Annotated in this window: 16 protein-coding genes; 10 read left to right on the top strand and 6 right to left on the bottom strand. The window is 65.5% G+C overall.

Features of this window, described 5'->3' with window-relative positions:
• Nucleotides 1-9 precede the first annotated feature (9 nt).
• The 4 genes from IB223_RS08575 (at nucleotide 10) to IB223_RS08560 (ending at nucleotide 2790) form a co-directional block, all read left to right on the top strand.
• Complete coding sequence (locus tag IB223_RS08575) at nucleotides 10-1137, top strand: GNAT family N-acetyltransferase (protein WP_192201156.1); 1128 nt, start codon at nucleotides 10-12, stop codon at nucleotides 1135-1137.
• A 41-nt stretch (nucleotides 1138-1178) separates the two neighbouring features.
• Nucleotides 1179-1925 (top strand): leucyl/phenylalanyl-tRNA--protein transferase, encoded by a 747-nt coding sequence (gene aat / locus IB223_RS08570; protein WP_192201155.1) that lies wholly within the window; start codon nucleotides 1179-1181, stop codon nucleotides 1923-1925.
• 86 nt (nucleotides 1926-2011) lie between these two features.
• A complete protein-coding gene (infA, locus tag IB223_RS08565) occupies nucleotides 2012-2230 on the top strand; it encodes a translation initiation factor IF-1 (RefSeq protein ID WP_055943174.1) in 219 nt (72 codons plus the stop codon).
• Between the two features lie 197 nt (nucleotides 2231-2427).
• Entirely contained in the window at nucleotides 2428-2790 is a 363-nt protein-coding gene (locus tag IB223_RS08560; protein ID WP_192201154.1) for a hypothetical protein, read from the top strand.
• A gap of 68 nt (nucleotides 2791-2858) precedes the next feature.
• Here IB223_RS08560 and clpA read toward each other — a convergent pair whose 3' ends face one another.
• Both clpA and clpS read right to left on the bottom strand, forming a co-directional pair.
• Nucleotides 2859-5138, bottom strand: a complete 2280-nt coding sequence (clpA, locus tag IB223_RS08555) for an ATP-dependent Clp protease ATP-binding subunit ClpA (RefSeq protein ID WP_192201153.1) — start codon at nucleotides 5136-5138, stop codon at nucleotides 2859-2861.
• A 149-nt stretch (nucleotides 5139-5287) separates the two neighbouring features.
• The gene (gene clpS / locus IB223_RS08550; RefSeq protein WP_192201152.1) at nucleotides 5288-5608 is read right to left on the bottom strand and encodes an ATP-dependent Clp protease adapter ClpS; all 321 of its coding nucleotides are present in this window, start codon (nucleotides 5606-5608) and stop codon (nucleotides 5288-5290) included.
• Between the two features lie 98 nt (nucleotides 5609-5706).
• On the opposite strand from clpS, the gene IB223_RS08545 reads away from it, so the two are divergent.
• Genes IB223_RS08545 through hflD form a run of 4 tightly spaced genes read left to right on the top strand, consistent with a single transcriptional unit; the run spans nucleotide 5707 to nucleotide 8374 of the window.
• Complete coding sequence (locus IB223_RS08545) at nucleotides 5707-6189, top strand: hypothetical protein (protein WP_192201151.1); 483 nt, start codon at nucleotides 5707-5709, stop codon at nucleotides 6187-6189.
• Entirely contained in the window at nucleotides 6190-6651 is a 462-nt protein-coding gene (locus IB223_RS08540) for an NUDIX hydrolase (protein WP_192201150.1), read from the top strand.
• Nucleotides 6648-7766: a tRNA 2-thiouridine(34) synthase MnmA gene (mnmA, locus tag IB223_RS08535; protein ID WP_192201149.1), complete on the top strand. Its 1119-nt coding sequence runs from the start codon at nucleotides 6648-6650 to the stop codon at nucleotides 7764-7766. Before IB223_RS08540 ends, mnmA begins: the two co-directional genes overlap by 4 nt.
• The gene (hflD, locus tag IB223_RS08530; protein WP_192201148.1) at nucleotides 7763-8374 is read left to right on the top strand and encodes a high frequency lysogenization protein HflD; all 612 of its coding nucleotides are present in this window, start codon (nucleotides 7763-7765) and stop codon (nucleotides 8372-8374) included. The genes mnmA and hflD overlap by 4 nt, the downstream gene beginning before the upstream one ends.
• 65 nt (nucleotides 8375-8439) lie before the next feature.
• Here the strand turns inward: hflD and acnB are convergent, their stop codons facing one another.
• From acnB to IB223_RS08515, 3 genes are read right to left on the bottom strand one after another with little or no spacing between them, the layout of a single operon-like run.
• Complete coding sequence (gene acnB, locus IB223_RS08525; protein ID WP_192201147.1) at nucleotides 8440-11031, bottom strand: bifunctional aconitate hydratase 2/2-methylisocitrate dehydratase; 2592 nt, start codon at nucleotides 11029-11031, stop codon at nucleotides 8440-8442.
• Between the two features lie 49 nt (nucleotides 11032-11080).
• Nucleotides 11081-11482 (bottom strand): type II toxin-antitoxin system VapC family toxin, encoded by a 402-nt coding sequence (locus IB223_RS08520; RefSeq protein ID WP_192201146.1) that lies wholly within the window; start codon nucleotides 11480-11482, stop codon nucleotides 11081-11083.
• Nucleotides 11479-11685 (bottom strand): AbrB/MazE/SpoVT family DNA-binding domain-containing protein, encoded by a 207-nt coding sequence (locus IB223_RS08515; RefSeq protein WP_192201145.1) that lies wholly within the window; start codon nucleotides 11683-11685, stop codon nucleotides 11479-11481. Before IB223_RS08515 ends, IB223_RS08520 begins: the two co-directional genes overlap by 4 nt.
• A 226-nt stretch (nucleotides 11686-11911) precedes the next feature.
• Between IB223_RS08515 and acnA the strand changes: the two genes are divergently transcribed.
• Nucleotides 11912-14680 carry an aconitate hydratase AcnA gene (gene acnA / locus IB223_RS08510; protein ID WP_192201144.1) on the top strand — a complete coding sequence of 923 codons (2769 nt, stop codon included), beginning with the start codon at nucleotides 11912-11914 and terminating at the stop codon, nucleotides 14678-14680.
• Between the two features lie 234 nt (nucleotides 14681-14914).
• Nucleotides 14915-15394, top strand: a complete 480-nt coding sequence (locus IB223_RS08505; RefSeq protein ID WP_192201143.1) for an LppP/LprE family lipoprotein — start codon at nucleotides 14915-14917, stop codon at nucleotides 15392-15394.
• On the opposite strand, the gene IB223_RS08500 is transcribed toward IB223_RS08505, so the two are convergent.
• Complete coding sequence (locus IB223_RS08500) at nucleotides 15395-15835, bottom strand: nuclear transport factor 2 family protein (protein WP_192201142.1); 441 nt, start codon at nucleotides 15833-15835, stop codon at nucleotides 15395-15397.
• Nucleotides 15836-15855: the final 20 nt, after the last annotated feature.

Genomic DNA, 15855 nt, shown 5'->3' with positions numbered 1-15855 from the left:
CATCTGCCGATGATTGCGGTCCGCTTCCTTTCTTCCCTTGCCGACCTGCCGGCACCCGCATGGGATGCCCTGCACGATGGCCGCAACCCTTTTGTTTCCCATGCGTTCCTGCATGGGCTGGAAGCCCACGGCTGCCTGCGCGGGGAATGGGGCTGGACGCCGCATCACGCCACCTTGTGGGACGGAGAACTGCTGGTCGCCGCAGCGCCGGGCTACCTCAAGGAAAACTCGCACGGCGAGTTCGTTTTCGACCACGCCTGGGCGCACGCGTACGCGCAGCACGGGCTGGACTACTACCCCAAGTGGCTGGGCGGCGTGCCCTACTCGCCTGTCACGGGACCCCGGCTGCTGGCATCGGATCATGGCCATCGCACGTTGCTGCTGACGTCGATCCAGGACCAGGCGCTGCGGCTGAACCTGTCCTCCGCCCACATCAACTTCCCGACGCCCGTCGAGCACGCAGGCTTTCCGGTGGGCTGGCTGCCGCGCATCGATGTGCAGTACCACTGGCGCAACCCGGGGCACTGGTGCGACTTTGACGGCTTCCTGGCGGACTTCGACCACAAGCACCGCAAGAACATCCGCCAGGAACGCGCGAAGGTGCAGCGCGCCGGGGTGACCTTCCGTACCGTGCACGGCGACGAAGCCAGCGAAGCCGACCTGCAGGCAATGTTCGGGTTCTACCTGCGTACCTTCCGCGAGTACGGCAACTCGCCGGCACTGACGCTGCAGTTCCTGCAACATCTCGCGACCTCGCTGTCGCGCAATCTGGTGATGTTCCTGGCCGATCATGAGGGCCGCACGATCGCAGGGGCGCTGTGCCTGCGTGGAGGGGACACCCTGTATGGCCGCTACTGGGGCGCGGAGAGCGTGCTGCCGGGACTGCATTTCGAGACCTGCTACTACCAGGGCATCGACTATTGCCTGCGCGAGGGATTGAAGATCTTCGAGCCCGGCGCCCAGGGCGAACACAAGATCGCGCGCGGGTTCCTGCCCACCTTCGTGTACTCACGCCACTGGATCGCCCGTCCGGACTTCTCCGCCGCCCTGGCCGATTGGTGCGGGGAAGAAGCCTTGGCCGTGCGCCGCTATGCCCTCAGCCTGCAGGCGCATACGCCGTTCAAGCAGTGCGACTGAACCCCGCGCGTCGCGCCGGGTATGCGCCCTACAATCGCGGCATGCGCCAACGGCCGTTCGTCCTGTCTTCCGATCCCCATGCGCCTTTCCCTCCCGTCGGCGGCGCCATGCGCGAACCCGACGGATTGCTGGCGATCGGTGGCGACCTGTCGCTGCCGCGCCTGCTCAACGCCTATCGAAACGGCATCTTCCCGTGGTTTTCGCCGGGCCAGCCCCCGTTGTGGTGGTCGCCGGATCCCCGCATGGTGTTCCGCACTGACGGCGTGCGCCTGTCCTCGCGCTTCCGCCGCGACCTGAAGCACAGCATGTGGCAGGTCCGCGCGGACACCCGTTTCGAGCAGGTCATCACCGCCTGTGCGCAAGCACCCCGGCCAGGACAGCACGGCACGTGGATCACGTCCGGCATGCGCCAGGCCTACATCGATCTGCACCAGGCGGGGCACGCGCATTCGGTCGAGGTCTTCGCCGACGGCACGCTGGTAGGCGGCATTTATGGCGTGGCGATCGGGTGCATGTTCTTCGGCGAGAGCATGTTCAGTGCCCGTCCGGGCGGATCCAAGGTCGCACTCGCGGCGCTGGCCATGCGATTGCGGGCGTGGGGCTGGCCGCTCATCGATGCGCAGGTGGAGAACGCACACCTGCGCTCGATGGGCGCAATCCTGATGCCCCGGGAGGCGTTTCTTGCCGAGGTTGCCCAATGGGTGGCACACCCCTTCCCCGCCGAGGGCTGGACGGAGCGATTCGGTGTAATGGCAGCCCCGGAACTGGCGCAACCATTGGTGCCGTAACGGAATTTTTGCACCGGGAGCCCCGCAGGCGTACAATGCCCGGCTTCATGGCATCCGCCATCCCTCGCGGCACAGCACAGGCATACATGTCGAAAGACGATTCCATTGAATTCGAAGGCACCGTTGCCGAGACGCTGCCCAACACCATGTTCCGGGTCAAGCTGGAAAACGGGCACGAGATCATCGCCCACATCTCCGGCCGCATGCGCAAGAACTACATCCGCATCCTGACCGGCGACAAGGTGAAGGTCGAAATGACCCCGTACGACCTCACCAAGGGCCGAATCACTTACCGCATGAAGTAATGCGCGCAACTCTTTGATTTGAAAGCGGCCAACGGCCGCTTTCTGCGTTTATGCGTCTGAGCATGCGGCTTGGTGCGAGCGCCGTGACTTCCGGCACCGGGTCGCTGGTAAGGACCACCAACGGCAGATTTGCAGCCCGGGACCGATGCGTAGCGTGGCCGTGGCCTATTCCGGCTGCCAACCTGTCGAGCGGTGCCATGAATCCACGTCTTCTTCCCTTCCTGCTGCTCGTTGCGAGCCTGGTCCCCTTGGCGGCACAGGCGGGTGAGCCGGTGACCGCGTGCGTGAGCCTGGGCAACGACCAGGAAATCATCAGGGCCGGCAGCGGTGAGCAGTTCTATCTGCGTGACGGCCAGAGCCACTACCGGGTCGCATTCCGAAACAGCTGCGCCCCCATCACCATGACACCCACCGTGGAAATATCCACGAATGGCCAGGTGGGCCAGCTGTGCCCCCAGGACACCAAGGTGGTGACGAATCGCGGGAGCTGCCGCGTCAGCGCCGTGGAACGAATCACGGCCGAGGAGTTCGCTGTCCGCAAACGACGTGCGCGACAGTAAGGCGTCCGTACGGAAAAGGCGGCCCGGAGGCCGCCTTTTCTGACATCGCCGCGTGAGCGTCCGGCCGATTACACCGTCGCCGGCAACAGCCTTTCAGGTTCAGCCTGCGCATCGACGACCAGTTCACCCTCCCGCACGTCGATGCTGACCCGGCCACCGTCCACCAGCTTGCCGAACAGCAACTCATCAGCCAGCGGACGCTTCACCTTGTCTTGGATCAGGCGGGCCATCGGGCGCGCGCCCATCAGCGGATCGAAGCCATGCTGGGCCAGCCAGTCACGCGCCGCCGGCGTGGCGGACAGGCTGACGTGCTTCTCCTGCAGCAGCATTTCCAGTTCGATGACGAACTTGTCCACCACGCGCAGGATGTGCTCGAAGCCCAGCCCCTGGAACTGCACGATGGCATCCAGGCGGTTGCGGAACTCCGGTGTGAAGCTGCGCCGGATCACTTCCATCGCGTCGGTGGAATGGTCTTGGCGGGTGAAGCCGATGGTCCGGCGCGATGCCTGCGCCGCACCGGCGTTGGTGGTCATCACCAGGATGACGTTCTTGAAGTTGGCCTCGCGCCCATTGGTATCCGTCAGCACCCCGCGGTCCATGACCTGCAGCAGGATGTTGAAGATGTCGGGGTGCGCCTTCTCCACTTCGTCCAGCAGCAGCACGCAGTGCGGCGTCTTGACGATCTTCTCGGTCAGCAGGCCGCCCTGGTCGAAGCCGACATAGCCCGGGGGCGCACCGATCAGGCGGCTGACCGAATGCGGTTCCATGTACTCGGACATGTCGAAGCGCACCAGCTCGATACCCAGCTGCAGCGCCAGTTGCTTGGTCACCTCGGTCTTGCCGACGCCGGTCGGACCCGCGAACAGGAAGTTGCCGATCGGCTTCTCCGGATTGGCTAGGCCGCTGCGCGCCAGCTTGATGGACGAAGCCAGCGTCTCGATGGCCGGGTCCTGCCCGAAGATCACCATCTTAAGGTTGCGCTCCAGGTGCTGCAGCACGTCCTTGTCGGACGAGGACACCTGCTTGGCCGGAATCCGCGCCATCTTGGCGACGATGGTCTCGATTTCCTCCACGTCGATCAGTTCCTTGCGCGTCTCCAGCGGCAGCAGGCGCTGGCGGGCACCCGCCTCGTCGATGACGTCGATGGCCTTGTCCGGCAGCAGACGGTCGCCGATGTGTTTCACCGACAGGTCCACCGCCGCCTGCAGCGCATCATCCGCGTAGGTCACGCCATGGTGGGCCTCGTACTTGGGCTTCAGCCCCTGCAGGATCTCGTAGGTCTCGCCCACCGTGGGCTCGACGATATCGATCTTCTGGAAGCGCCGCGCCAGCGCGCGGTCCTTCTCGAAAATGCCACGGTATTCCTGGAACGTGGTCGAGCCGATGCAGCGCAGCTCACCCGACGCCAGCGCAGGCTTGATCAGGTTGGATGCATCCATCGTGCCGCCGCTGGCCGAACCGGCGCCAATGATGGTGTGGATCTCGTCGACGAACAGGATGGCGCCGGGGATCTTCTTGATCGCCGCCAGCACGCCTTTCAGGCGCTTCTCGAAGTCGCCCCGGTACTTGGTGCCCGCGACCAGCGCGCCCAGGTCCAGCGAGTAGATGACGGCATCCAGCAGCACGTCGGGCACTTCGCCCTCGACGATGCGCTTGGCCAGGCCCTCGGCCAGCGCCGTCTTGCCCACGCCGGCTTCGCCGACGTAGAGCGGATTGTTCTTGCGGCGGCGGCATAGCACCTGGATGGTCCGCTCGATCTCGTCGCCACGGCCCACCAACGGGTCGATCCTGCCTTGGCGCGCCATGTCGTTCAGATTGCTGGCGAACTCGGTCAGGGCGTCGCCCTTGCCCTCGCCCTCGCCCGCCTCGGCCTTGCCCTCGCCTTCCGGCTGGCCCGCACCCTCGTTCTCCTCGCCCTGCTTGGCGATGCCATGGGACAGGTAGTTGACGATGTCGAGGCGGGTGACGTCCTGCTGGTTGAGGAAGTACACCGCGTGCGAGTCCTTCTCGCCGAAGATCGCGACCAGCACGTTGGCGCCGGTGACCTCCTTCTTGCCCGAGGACTGCACGTGGTAGACGGCGCGCTGCAGCACACGCTGGAAGCCCAGCGTCGGCTGGGTGTCGCGGCCGTCGTCTTCCGCCAGCCGCGAGACCGATGCTTCGATGGCCTGTTCCAGGTCCGCCCGCAGACGGTTGGCGTCCGCGCCGGTCGCCTTCAGGACGGCCTGTGCCGAGGGGTTTTCGAGCAGCGCGAGCAGCAGGTGCTCGACGGTCATGAATTCGTGCCGAGCTTCGCGGGCGCGCTTGTAGCACTGTCCGATGGTCTGCTCGAGGTCTTTGCTGAACATGGTTGCCTCCGGGGCCTATGCCGACAATATGCGGCTTGGCGGGCGGTTTTCCATCACCCTACCGGATTTCAGTGTTCAGGGATCGTTGCCTTGTGCCTCGCGGCGGTGCCCCCATACCGTATCCGACCCGGCCTACCCCGCCGGTCCCCTCAGGATTTCTCCATCGTGCACAGCAGGGGATGCTGGTTCATACGTGAAAACTCGTTGACCTGGGCCACCTTGGATTCGGCCACCTCGCGGGTGTACACGCCGCATACGCCACGACCGCGGGTATGCACGTGCAGCATCACCTGCGTCGCCTTTTCCAGGTCCATGACGAAGAACTGCTGGAGGACGGTCACCACGAAGTCCATCGGCGTGTAGTCGTCGTTGAGCAGCAGTACCTGGTACAGGGGCGGCGGCGCGACCTCGGGCCGGCTGGTCTCCACCATCAGGCCATGGTCGCGTTCGTTTTCGTTCTTTCGGGACATGGGCCAATTATAGGCGGTGGAGCCGGCCGTCGCCGCCCGCATGGACGCCATGCGTGACCCCGGCCACAATGCGCCATCCCAATACCACCGAGCCGACCATGAAACCTGCGCTGTCCCGACTGTCCTCCGCCGCCCTGCTGTGCGCCACTGCGATCGCGACGCCCGTGCTGGCGGCCGACGCCTCGGTTGACGCCCGGCTGACGGCGCGCGGAATCCAGTTCGAAGTGGACGCCGACGGCGATTACAAGGTCACCTACTCCTACAAGCAGGAGAACCGCACCCAGCTGGTCTTCGTGTCCGGACGCACCGAACACGTCAACGGCATCAGCATCCGCGAGGTGTTCTCCCCGGCCGGCCGCGTCGCCGCCGACGGCATCGATGGCGCCAAGGCGCTCGCGCTGATGGCGGACAGCCGCGCCAAGAAACTGGGCAGCTGGGAGCTGTCGGGCGACGTGCTGTACTTCGTTATCAAGCTGCCCGACAGCGTGGACGGCGCGGCGCTGGAAGCGGCGATGGACATTGCGGCTGAGACGGCGGACAACGAGGAAATCGAGCTCTCCGGCGAGAAGGACGAGCTGTAAGTGAGCTACCGGGAGGGACGCTTCTGGCAGCCCGACGTCACCGTGGCCACGGTGGTGGTCCACGATGGCAAGCTGTTGATGGTGGAAGAGCATGCACAGGGACGTCTGGTCTTCAATCAGCCGGCGGGCCACCTGGAGCCGGACGAGAGCCTGTTGGAGGCTGCCCGCCGCGAGACCCTAGAGGAAACCGGCTGGGAGGTCGAACTGACCGCCTTCGTCGGTGCCTACCAATGGAAAGCGGAGACGGGGCGGCACTACCTGCGCTTCGCCTTCGCTGCGGAGCCGGTGCGCCATCTGCCGGACCGCCCGCTCGACGACGGCATCGTGCAGGCAGTGTGGCTGACGCCCGCCGAACTGCACGCACAGTCCGACCGCCACCGCAGCCCACTGGTGTGGCAGGTCGTGCAGGACTTCCTGTCGGGACGTCGCTCTCCCCTGTCCACGCTGCAACAGATCGCATGAGCCAGCCACGCGTCATCGTGGGCGTCTCGGGCGGCGTGGATTCGTCCGTCGCCGCCCTGCAACTGGTGCGGCAGGGTGAATCCGTCGCGGGCCTGTTCATGCAGAACTGGGCCGACGATGGCTCCGGCGATTGTCGCGCCGAGGACGACCGGCGCGATGCGGTCGCCGTCTGCGGTCGCCTCGGCATTCCGTTCCACTTTCGCGATTTTTCGAGCGAATACTGGCAGGGCGTGTTCGAGCACTTCCTGGCCGAGTACGCCGCAGGCCGTACGCCCAACCCCGATGTGCTGTGCAATCGCGAGGTGAAGTTCAAGCACTTCCTCGATGCCGCGCGCGACCTGGGCGCCGAGAAGATCGCCACCGGCCACTATGCGCGCGTGGACCAGCGGGATGGACGCTGGCGCCTGCTGCGCGGAGTCGACTGCGGCAAGGACCAGAGCTATTTCCTGCATCAGCTCGGCCAGGCGCAACTGTCGGCCACGCTGTTTCCGATCGGCGAGCTGCAGAAGACCGACTTGCGCCGCATCGCGCGCGAGGCGGGGTTGCAGACGCACGACAAGAAGGATTCCACCGGCATCTGCTTCATCGGCGAGCGCGATTTCCGCGAGTTCCTCGGCCGCTACCTGCCCGCCAGGCGCGGCGAGATGCGCGATCCGCAAGGCCAGGTGATCGGCGAGCACGCCGGCGTCTTCTATTTCACCCTCGGTCAGCGTGAAGGCCTGCAGATCGGCGGTGTTCGCGGGCGCCAGCAGGCACCGTGGTACGTCGTGGGCAAGGATGTGGCCCACAACGTGCTGTACGTAGACCAGGACACCCAGAGCCCCTACCTGATGTCCAGGCGCCTGTGGACCGAGTCGGTGCACTGGGTGGCCGGCAGTCCGCCTGCTGGCCGCTTCGCTTGCACCGCACAGACCCGTTACCGGCAACCGGACGAGCCGTGCCAGGTGGACGTGCTCGATGACGGCACGGTCGCGGTTGAATTCACGGCGCCACAGCGTGCCGTCACGCCCGGTCAATCGCTCGTGCTGTATGACGGCGACGAATGCTTGGGGGGCGCGGTCATTGCGCGCACCGACGCACCTCTTGAAATGAAACTCGCGGAGCAAGCAGCTTGAGCAATCGATATTCCGACCGCGTGTTGGCCTTGGCCGGGTTGGCGCAGGCGCTCCACCAGGTCCGCCGCATCGCCGAAACCGGTCAGTCCGAAGGATCGGCCGTGCAGGCCGCACTGGACAGCGTGTTCCGCATCGATGCCGCGTCGCCTGCGGACGTCTACGGCAGCGTGGCCGGGGTCACGCCCGGCCTGCGCGTCCTGCGCAACTATCTGGCGAAGGACGCCCACGACGAAGCCCTGCCCCGCCTGGCGATGGCGGTGCTGCAACTGGAGCGTCGCTTTGTGCGCGAGAACGACACGGTGCATGCCGTCACGCGCGGCATTGGCGAGATCGCGCCACGTGCGGAACAACAGGGCAGCACCCATCCGGATGTGCTGTCCGCGTTGGGCGGGCTGTACGCCGACACCATCAGCCACCTGCGCCCGCGCGTGATGGTCCAGGGCAATCCGCATTACCTCGGTCAGCCCGGGGTGGTGGCCGAGATCCGCGCGATCCTGCTGGCCGCCGTGCGCTCGGCCGTGCTCTGGCGGCAGCTGGGCGGGTCGATGTGGGATTTCGTGCTCGGCCGCCGGCAGATGCTTGAGGCGGTGGAGGACTGGCTGGCCTGACCCGGTGGAACGCGCAAGAAAAAGGCCCGGCATTGCCGGGCCTTTTCTTTTTCCCGTCGGGCCGATCAGGCCGCGACGGTCTTGGCCACGTCCTGGTATTCCTCGATCTGGTCGAAGTTCATGTAGCGGTAGATCTCGGCGCCCTTTTCGTTGATCACCCCGATGTCGGCCATGTACTCGGCCTTGGTCGGGATCTTGCCCAGACGCGAGCAGATCGCCGCCAGTTCCGCCGAGCCCAGGAACACGTTGGAGTTGCGGCCCAGGCGGTTCGGGAAGTTGCGGGTCGAGGTGGAGAACACCGTCGCGCCCTCGCGCACCTGCGCCTGGTTGCCCATGCACAGCGAGCAGCCCGGCATCTCCATGCGCGCGCCAGCGGTGCCGAACGTGCCGTAGTGGCCTTCCTTGGTCAGCTCGGAGGCATCCATCTTGGTTGGCGGCGCGACCCACAGGCGGGTCGGGATGTCGCGCTTGCCTTCCAGCAGCTTGGCGGCCGCGCGGAAGTGGCCGATGTTGGTCATGCACGAACCGATGAAGACTTCATCGATCTTGGTGCCGGCAACATCGGACAGCGTCTTCACATCGTCCGGATCGTTCGGGCAGGCCAGCAGCGGCTCGTGCACGTCGGCCAGGTCGATCTCGATGACGGCGGCGTACTCGGCGTCGGCATCCGGCTCCAGCAGCTGCGGGTCGGCCAGCCATGCTTCCATCTTCTTGATACGGCGAGCCAGCGAACGCGCGTCGGCATAACCTTCGGCGATCATCCACTTCAGCAGCGTGATGTTGCTGGTGAGGTACTCGATGATGGGTTCCTTGTTGAGGCGCACCGTGCAGCCGGCGGCCGAACGTTCGGCCGACGCGTCGGACAGTTCGAATGCCTGCTCCACCTTCAGGTCCGGCAGGCCCTCGATCTCCAGGATGCGGCCGGAGAAGATGTTCTTCTTGCCCTGCTTGGCGACCGTCAGCAGCCCGGCCTTGATGGCGTAGTACGGGATGGCGTTGACCAGGTCACGCAAGGTGACGCCGGGCTGCATCTCGCCCTTGAAGCGGACCAGCACCGACTCCGGCATGTCCAGCGGCATCACGCCGGTGGCTGCGGCGAACGCAACCAAGCCCGAACCGGCCGGGAACGAGATGCCCACCGGGAAACGCGTGTGCGAGTCGCCGCCGGTGCCGACGGTGTCGGGCAGCAGCATGCGGTTGAGCCAGCTGTGGATCACGCCATCGCCGGGACGCAGCGAAATGCCGCCACGGGTGGAGATGAACTCCGGCAGCGTGTGGTGCGTCTTCACGTCCACCGGCTTCGGATAGGCCGCCGTGTGGCAGAACGACTGCATCACCAGGTCCGCCGAGAAGCCCAGGCAGGCCAGGTCCTTCAGCTCGTCACGGGTCATCGGACCGGTGGTGTCCTGCGAACCCACCGAGGTCATCTTCGGCTCGCAGTACGTGCCCGGGCGCACGCCCTGGTTTTCCGGCAAACCGCAGGCGCGGCCAACCATCTTCTGGGCGAGCGAGAAACCCTTGCCGGTATCGGCCGGCTGCTGCGGCAGGCGGAACAGGTCCGTCGCGTGCAGCTTCAGCGCTTCGCGCGCCTTGGCGGTGAGGCCGCGGCCGATGATCAGCGGGATGCGGCCGCCGGCACGTACTTCATCGAACAGCACCTCGGACTTCACCTGGAACTCGGCGATTACTTCACCGTTCTTCAACGCCTTGCCGTCGTACGGGCGCAGCTCGACCACGTCGCCGTGGTTCATCTGCGACACATCGAGCTCGATCGGCAGCGCGCCGGCGTCTTCCATCGTGTTGTAGAAGATCGGGGCGATCTTGGAGCCCAGGCAGACACCGCCGAAGCGCTTGTTCGGGATGAACGGGATGTCCTCGCCGGTGAACCACAGCACGCTGTTGGTCGCAGACTTGCGCGAGGAACCGGTACCGACCACGTCGCCGACGTACGCGACCAGGTGGCCCTTGTCCTTCAGCGACAGGATTTCCTGGATCGGGCCGCGCTTGCCATCATCCTCCGGCACGAACGGCGCATCGGGACGCTTGTTCTTCAGCATCGCCAGCGCGTGCAGCGGGATATCCGGGCGCGTGGTGGCGTCCGGCGCCGGCGACAGGTCGTCGGTGTTGGTTTCGCCCGGCACCTTGAACACGGTGATCGTCAGGGACTGCGGCACTTCCGGTTTGCTGGTGAACCACTCGGCGTCGGCCCAGCTCTGCAGCACGGCCTGCGCGTGCGCATTGCCGGCCTCGGCTTTTTCCTGCACATCATGGAAGGCGTCGAAGATCAGCAGCGTGTGCTTCAGGCCTTCGGCCGCGACCGCGCCCAGCTCGGCGTTGTCGAGCAGGTCGATCAGCGGATGGATGTTGTAGCCGCCCAGCATGGTGCCGAGCAGTTCGGTGGCGCGCTTCGCGGAGATCAGCGGCGTCTTCTCGGCGCCGAAGGCCACGGCGGCCAGGTAGGACGCCTTGACCTTGGCAGCGTCATCGACACCGGCAGGCACGCGGTGGGTGATCAGCTCGACCAGGAAGTCTTCTTCACCGGCCGGCGGATTCTTCAGCAGTTCGATGACCTCGGCCGTCTGCGGGGCCGTCAGCGGCAGCGGCGGGATGCCCAGCGCGGCGCGCTCGGCTACGTGGTGGCGATAGGCTTCCAGCATGGTGACTCCGGTCGTTCGATGGGGCGGTGGAGAGGAAAACGGTTGAGGCTTACTCGTTGGCGGGCACGATGAGTTTCAGGCCCTTGAAATAGTCGCGGTGGAACGCAGTATCGAAGGTGATCAGCCCATCGCACTGCAGCAGCGCATGCGCGCCGACCAGGAAGTCGGCGATCGGCCGCGACCCGGCTTCGCGCTGGCGATGACGTCGCTGCATCTCGCCGGCCCGCAACGCGGACTTGGCCTCGACCGGATGGAAATGCACGCCCATCTCCTCCAGCGCCGCCAGCGCATCCGCGCCGTTGCGCAGCGAAGCACACAGCTGCGCCAGCGCGGCATCGCAGACGACCACGCGACCACCGCCCAGACTCTGGCGCAGGCCGGCCTCCACGGCGTCCGCGCGCGGGCCGTCGGTCAGCAGTTCGATCAGGACCGGCGCGTCGACGGCGATCATTCGGCAGGCGTATCCGGTGTCGGCGTCGCATCAAGGGCGAACTTGCCGCGCACGCGCGAGATCGCGTCGTCGACACTCTTCCGCAACACGATACGGCTACCTTCCAGCTCGACCTTGAGCACGCTTCCCTTGGTCAGGCCAAGTGCGTCCCGCACAGCCTTCGGGAGGGTGATCTGTCCACGCTCGGCAACGGTGGCTTCCATCGTCACGCCCTCTTGAGTATGGACGAATTATACATACTTTCTCTGGCATACCCCAGCACAGGAGCTCGCCCCGCCCCCGTCACCACCCGTCCCGCCCTTCGGCTTTGGTCGGGTCACGACCGTCTCAGTCTTGGCGGATAATCCGGGCAAGCATCGACAAGACGCGAAGGAACGGCGGCCTATGCTGCTCCTGCGCCCCTTCCCCATAGCTACAGGAGCCTCCGCGATGAGCGATTCCTTCGCCACCCGCCGTTCCCTGGACGTCAACGGCACGTCCTACACCTATTTCAGTCTCCCGGCCCTTGCCGAGCGACTGGACCCGGTCAAGGGTTTTTCCCGCCTGCCCTACTCCCTGAAGATCCTGCTTGAGAACCTGCTGCGCTGCGAAGACGGCGTAACGGTGCTACCCGAGCATATCCATGCCGTCGCGAACTGGGAGGCGACCAAGGAACCCGACACCGAGATCGCCTTCATGCCGGCTCGCGTGGTGCTGCAGGACTTCACCGGCGTCCCCTGCGTGGTCGACCTCGCGGCCATGCGCGATGCGGTGGTGAAACTGGGCGGCAATGCCGACCAGATCAATCCGCTGATCCCCTCCGAATTGGTCATCGACCATTCCGTGCAGGTGGACGTGTTCGGCAGCGCGGATGCGCTGGATCTCAACGGCAAGATCGAGTTCGAACGCAACAAGGAGCGCTACGGCTTCCTGCGCTGGGGCCAGAAGGCGTTCGACAACTTCAAGGTGGTACCGCCCAACACCGGCATCGTCCACCAGGTGAACCTGGAGAACCTGGCCCGCGTGGTCATGACGGGGGAGAAGAACGGCCAGGCCATCGCCTATCCCGACACCGTCTTCGGTACCGACAGCCATACCACGATGATCAACGGCATCGGTGTGCTGGGTTGGGGCGTGGGTGGTATCGAAGCCGAGGCCGCGATGCTGGGCCAGCCCTCCTCGATGCTCATTCCCCAGGTGGTCGGCTTCAAGCTCACGGGCAAGTTGCCGGAAGGTGCGACCGCGACGGACCTGGTGCTGACGGTCACCCAGATGCTGCGCAAGCTGGGCGTGGTGGGCAAGTTCGTCGAGTTCTATGGCGACGGCCTGCAGCACCTGCCGCTTGCGGACCGCGCCACCATCGGCAACATGGCGCCGGAATACGGTGCGACCTGCGGCATTTTCCCGATCGACACCGAGTCGTTGACCTACCTGCGCCTGTCCGGTCGCAGCGAGGAGCAGATCGCGCTGGTCGAAGCCTACGCCAAGGCGCAGGGGTTGTGGCACGACGCCAACAGTCCCCACGCCGAATACAGCGCCACGCTGCACCTGGACATGGGCGACGTAAGGCCCTCGCTGGCCGGCCCCAAGCGTCCGCAGGACCGCGTGCTGCTGCAGGACATGAAGCAGAACTTCCGCGACAACCTGACGCCTTTCGTCGACGCACGTCGCAAGCGCATCGACCTGGTGCAGGAAGATCGCCTGAAGAACGAGGGTGGCGGCGGCACCGCTGTCGGCGCCCACGAAGCCGCGCACGAATCCTCGCCGGACAGCGGCGGCGCCTGGAATCTCCAGGATGGCTCGGTGGTCATCGCCGCCATCACGTCCTGCACCAATACGTCCAATCCTGCCGTGATGCTCGGCGCAGGCCTGCTGGCGCGCAACGCGGTGGCCAAGGGTTTGAAGGCGCAGCCCTGGGTCAAGACATCGCTCGGCCCGGGTTCGCGCGTGGTCACCGACTATCTGGAAAAGGCCGGCGTGCTGTCGGACCTGGAAAAGCTCGGCTTCTACGTGGTCGGCTATGGTTGCACCACGTGCATCGGCAATTCCGGCCCACTACCCGACGACGTGTCGGCCGCCATCTCCAAGGACGACCTGGTGGTGGCCTCGGTACTGTCGGGCAATCGCAACTTCGAGGGCCGCGTGCATCCCGAAGTGAAAATGAACTACCTCGCAAGCCCGCCGCTGGTAGTGGCCTATGCGATCGCCGGTACCACCGACATCGACCTGACCACGCAACCGCTGGGTCGGGGCAGCGATGGCCAGCCGGTGTACCTCAAGGACATCTGGCCCACCAACAAGGAAATCGGCGACTTCATCGCGCGCACCGTGGGGCCGGAGATGTTCGCGAAGAACTACGCCGACGTGTTCAAGGGCGACAGCCGGTGGAACACCATCGCCTCACCCGATGGCGCGCTCTACGCATGGGACGGCGGCTCGACCTACATCAAGAACCCGCCCTACTTCGATGGCATGTCAATGGAGGTGGGCAGCATCGATGATGTGCATGGCGCGCGCGTGCTGGGGCTGTTCGGCGACTCCATCACCACCGACCACATCTCGCCGGCCGGCAACATCAAGAAGGACTCGCCCGCGGGCCGCTTCCTGCAGCAACGTGGCGTACAGCCCGTGGACTTCAATAGCTACGGCAGCCGCCGCGGCAACGACGACGTCATGGTGCGTGGCACCTTCGCCAACATCCGCATCAAGAACCTGATGTTCGGCGGCGAGGAAGGCGGCAACACGCTGTACTTCGGCAGCACGCCGTCCGAGAAGATGTCCATCTACGATGCCGCAATGAAGTACAAGGCCGATGGCGTGCCGCTGGTGGTGATCGCAGGCAAGGAATACGGCACGGGCTCCTCGCGCGACTGGGCGGCGAAGGGTACCAATCTGCTGGGCGTGAAAGCGGTGATTGCGGAGAGCTTCGAGCGCATCCACCGTTCCAACCTCGTCGGCATGGGCGTGCTGCCTTTGCAGTTCATCGACGGACAGAACGCGCAGTCGTTGGGCCTGGACGGATCGGAGACGTTCGATGTCACCGGCCTGCAGGACGGCGCCGCCAAGGTCGCCACGGTCGGTGCACGCAAGGTCGACGGTACCGAGGTGAAGTTCCAGGCCAAGGTATTGCTGCTGACGCCCAAGGAAGTCGAGTACTTCCGCCATGGCGGCCTGCTGCATTACGTCCTTCGCCAGTTGGCGGCGCGCAAGGCAGCCTGACCCGCCAGTCGCGGGGTTCCGGCGCAAGAGAATGGGGCCGCCTTCGGGCGGCCTTTTTCCTGCGCGTGGCCTGTCCCGAGGATTTCGAGGCCCGTGCCCCGCCCCTGCTTCACCTCAGCGGGCGGCCTTGCATGCAAATGCACTCTTGGAGGGGGCCTCCATGCTGCCGGTTGCGCACGCCGGTTCCGTTGCACTGCAGAGGGCCTTCGTTCGAAGGCTGCAGAGTGCCCTGCCATGGACATCATGATCCTTCGCTTGAGCGTACTGCTGGCGTCTGCCTGCATCGCCGGCGCCTCGGCCCCGGTAGCGCTGGCCGCGTCGCCCGATGCGGGACAGGCCCGGCGCATCGCCGAACAGTACGTCGCCGGCAAGCAGTCGGCGGGTGGAAATCCGCAGGAAACCTACGAGGCGGGGGATGTCGTCATCACCGACCTCGACAACGACGGACAGGACGAGATCGTCGTGCTGTGGACCCTGTACGGCCCCACCTATTGGCACCATGGTGTGGCCGTCCTGGCGCAGCAAGGAACACGCTACGTGCCGGCAGGCGAAACGCACGAACCTTTGGGCAGCGTCGAAGCAATGACCGTCCGCGATCGCGTGGTTGAACTCAAGACGAAATGGCCCGGCCCGAACGATCCGCATTGCTGCCCGACCATCGAGAAGACGCTGCGCTACCGATGGACGGCTGGAAAACTCACGCCGGTGAAATGATCACCGGGCGTCATCCCATCGCGCGTGATACACACGCCAGTCGCCGTCCTCTCTGTGCCAGGCCGTCATCACCTGATAGCTGCGCGCCTGCTCGGGCAGGAATCGACCGTTGCCCCCTGTCAGCAGCACGCGGAACGCAACCGAAGCACTGTCGCCTTCCACCCGAACGTCCAGCGGACCCGTGGTGGCGCCGACGCGTGCATTTGCCAGCGTCTGCATCTTGAGCAGGTTGTGCAACGCAGCATTGTCCATGCCGCCATCGCCGCTGAAGTCGCGGCTCACTCCATCCATGAAATCGCCGACACGGCCCTCTTCCACGGCCGCCTGCATGTCGTCGAACCGTTGCCGCACCTGCGCTTCGGGTGTATCGGTCGTGCACGCGACCAGACCCAGCATCAGCGCCAGCAGACATCCGGCTCCCTTCCACCTCACTGTCGACATCGAAACCTTCGCCTTTTCCA

Origin of the sequence: Pseudoxanthomonas sp. PXM03 (genome assembly GCF_014852005.1) — a bacterium.
Lineage (GTDB): Bacteria > Pseudomonadota > Gammaproteobacteria > Xanthomonadales > Xanthomonadaceae > Pseudoxanthomonas_A.
This window is presented reverse-complemented; position numbering and strand designations above follow the sequence as displayed.

Excerpts from the sequence above, each read along its gene's own strand:
- IB223_RS08560 (WP_192201154.1), top strand. The coding sequence starts at position 2,428 with ATGAATCCACGTCTTCTTCCCTTCCTGCTGCTCGTTGCGAGCCTGGTC.
- IB223_RS08505 (WP_192201143.1), top strand. The coding sequence starts at position 14,915 with ATGGACATCATGATCCTTCGCTTGAGCGTACTGCTGGCGTCTGCCTGC.
- IB223_RS08520 (WP_192201146.1), bottom strand. The coding sequence starts at position 11,482 with ATGATCGCCGTCGACGCGCCGGTCCTGATCGAACTGCTGACCGACGGC.
- IB223_RS08545 (WP_192201151.1), top strand. The coding sequence starts at position 5,707 with ATGAAACCTGCGCTGTCCCGACTGTCCTCCGCCGCCCTGCTGTGCGCC.
- clpA (WP_192201153.1), bottom strand. The coding sequence starts at position 5,138 with ATGTTCAGCAAAGACCTCGAGCAGACCATCGGACAGTGCTACAAGCGC.
- IB223_RS08500 (WP_192201142.1), bottom strand. The coding sequence starts at position 15,835 with ATGTCGACAGTGAGGTGGAAGGGAGCCGGATGTCTGCTGGCGCTGATG.
- acnA (WP_192201144.1), top strand. The coding sequence starts at position 11,912 with ATGAGCGATTCCTTCGCCACCCGCCGTTCCCTGGACGTCAACGGCACG.
- clpS (WP_192201152.1), bottom strand. The coding sequence starts at position 5,608 with ATGTCCCGAAAGAACGAAAACGAACGCGACCATGGCCTGATGGTGGAG.
- acnB (WP_192201147.1), bottom strand. The coding sequence starts at position 11,031 with ATGCTGGAAGCCTATCGCCACCACGTAGCCGAGCGCGCCGCGCTGGGC.
- infA (WP_055943174.1), top strand. The coding sequence starts at position 2,012 with ATGTCGAAAGACGATTCCATTGAATTCGAAGGCACCGTTGCCGAGACG.
- IB223_RS08515 (WP_192201145.1), bottom strand. The coding sequence starts at position 11,685 with ATGGAAGCCACCGTTGCCGAGCGTGGACAGATCACCCTCCCGAAGGCT.
- aat (WP_192201155.1), top strand. The coding sequence starts at position 1,179 with ATGCGCCAACGGCCGTTCGTCCTGTCTTCCGATCCCCATGCGCCTTTC.
- mnmA (WP_192201149.1), top strand. The coding sequence starts at position 6,648 with ATGAGCCAGCCACGCGTCATCGTGGGCGTCTCGGGCGGCGTGGATTCG.
- IB223_RS08575 (WP_192201156.1), top strand. The coding sequence starts at position 10 with ATGATTGCGGTCCGCTTCCTTTCTTCCCTTGCCGACCTGCCGGCACCC.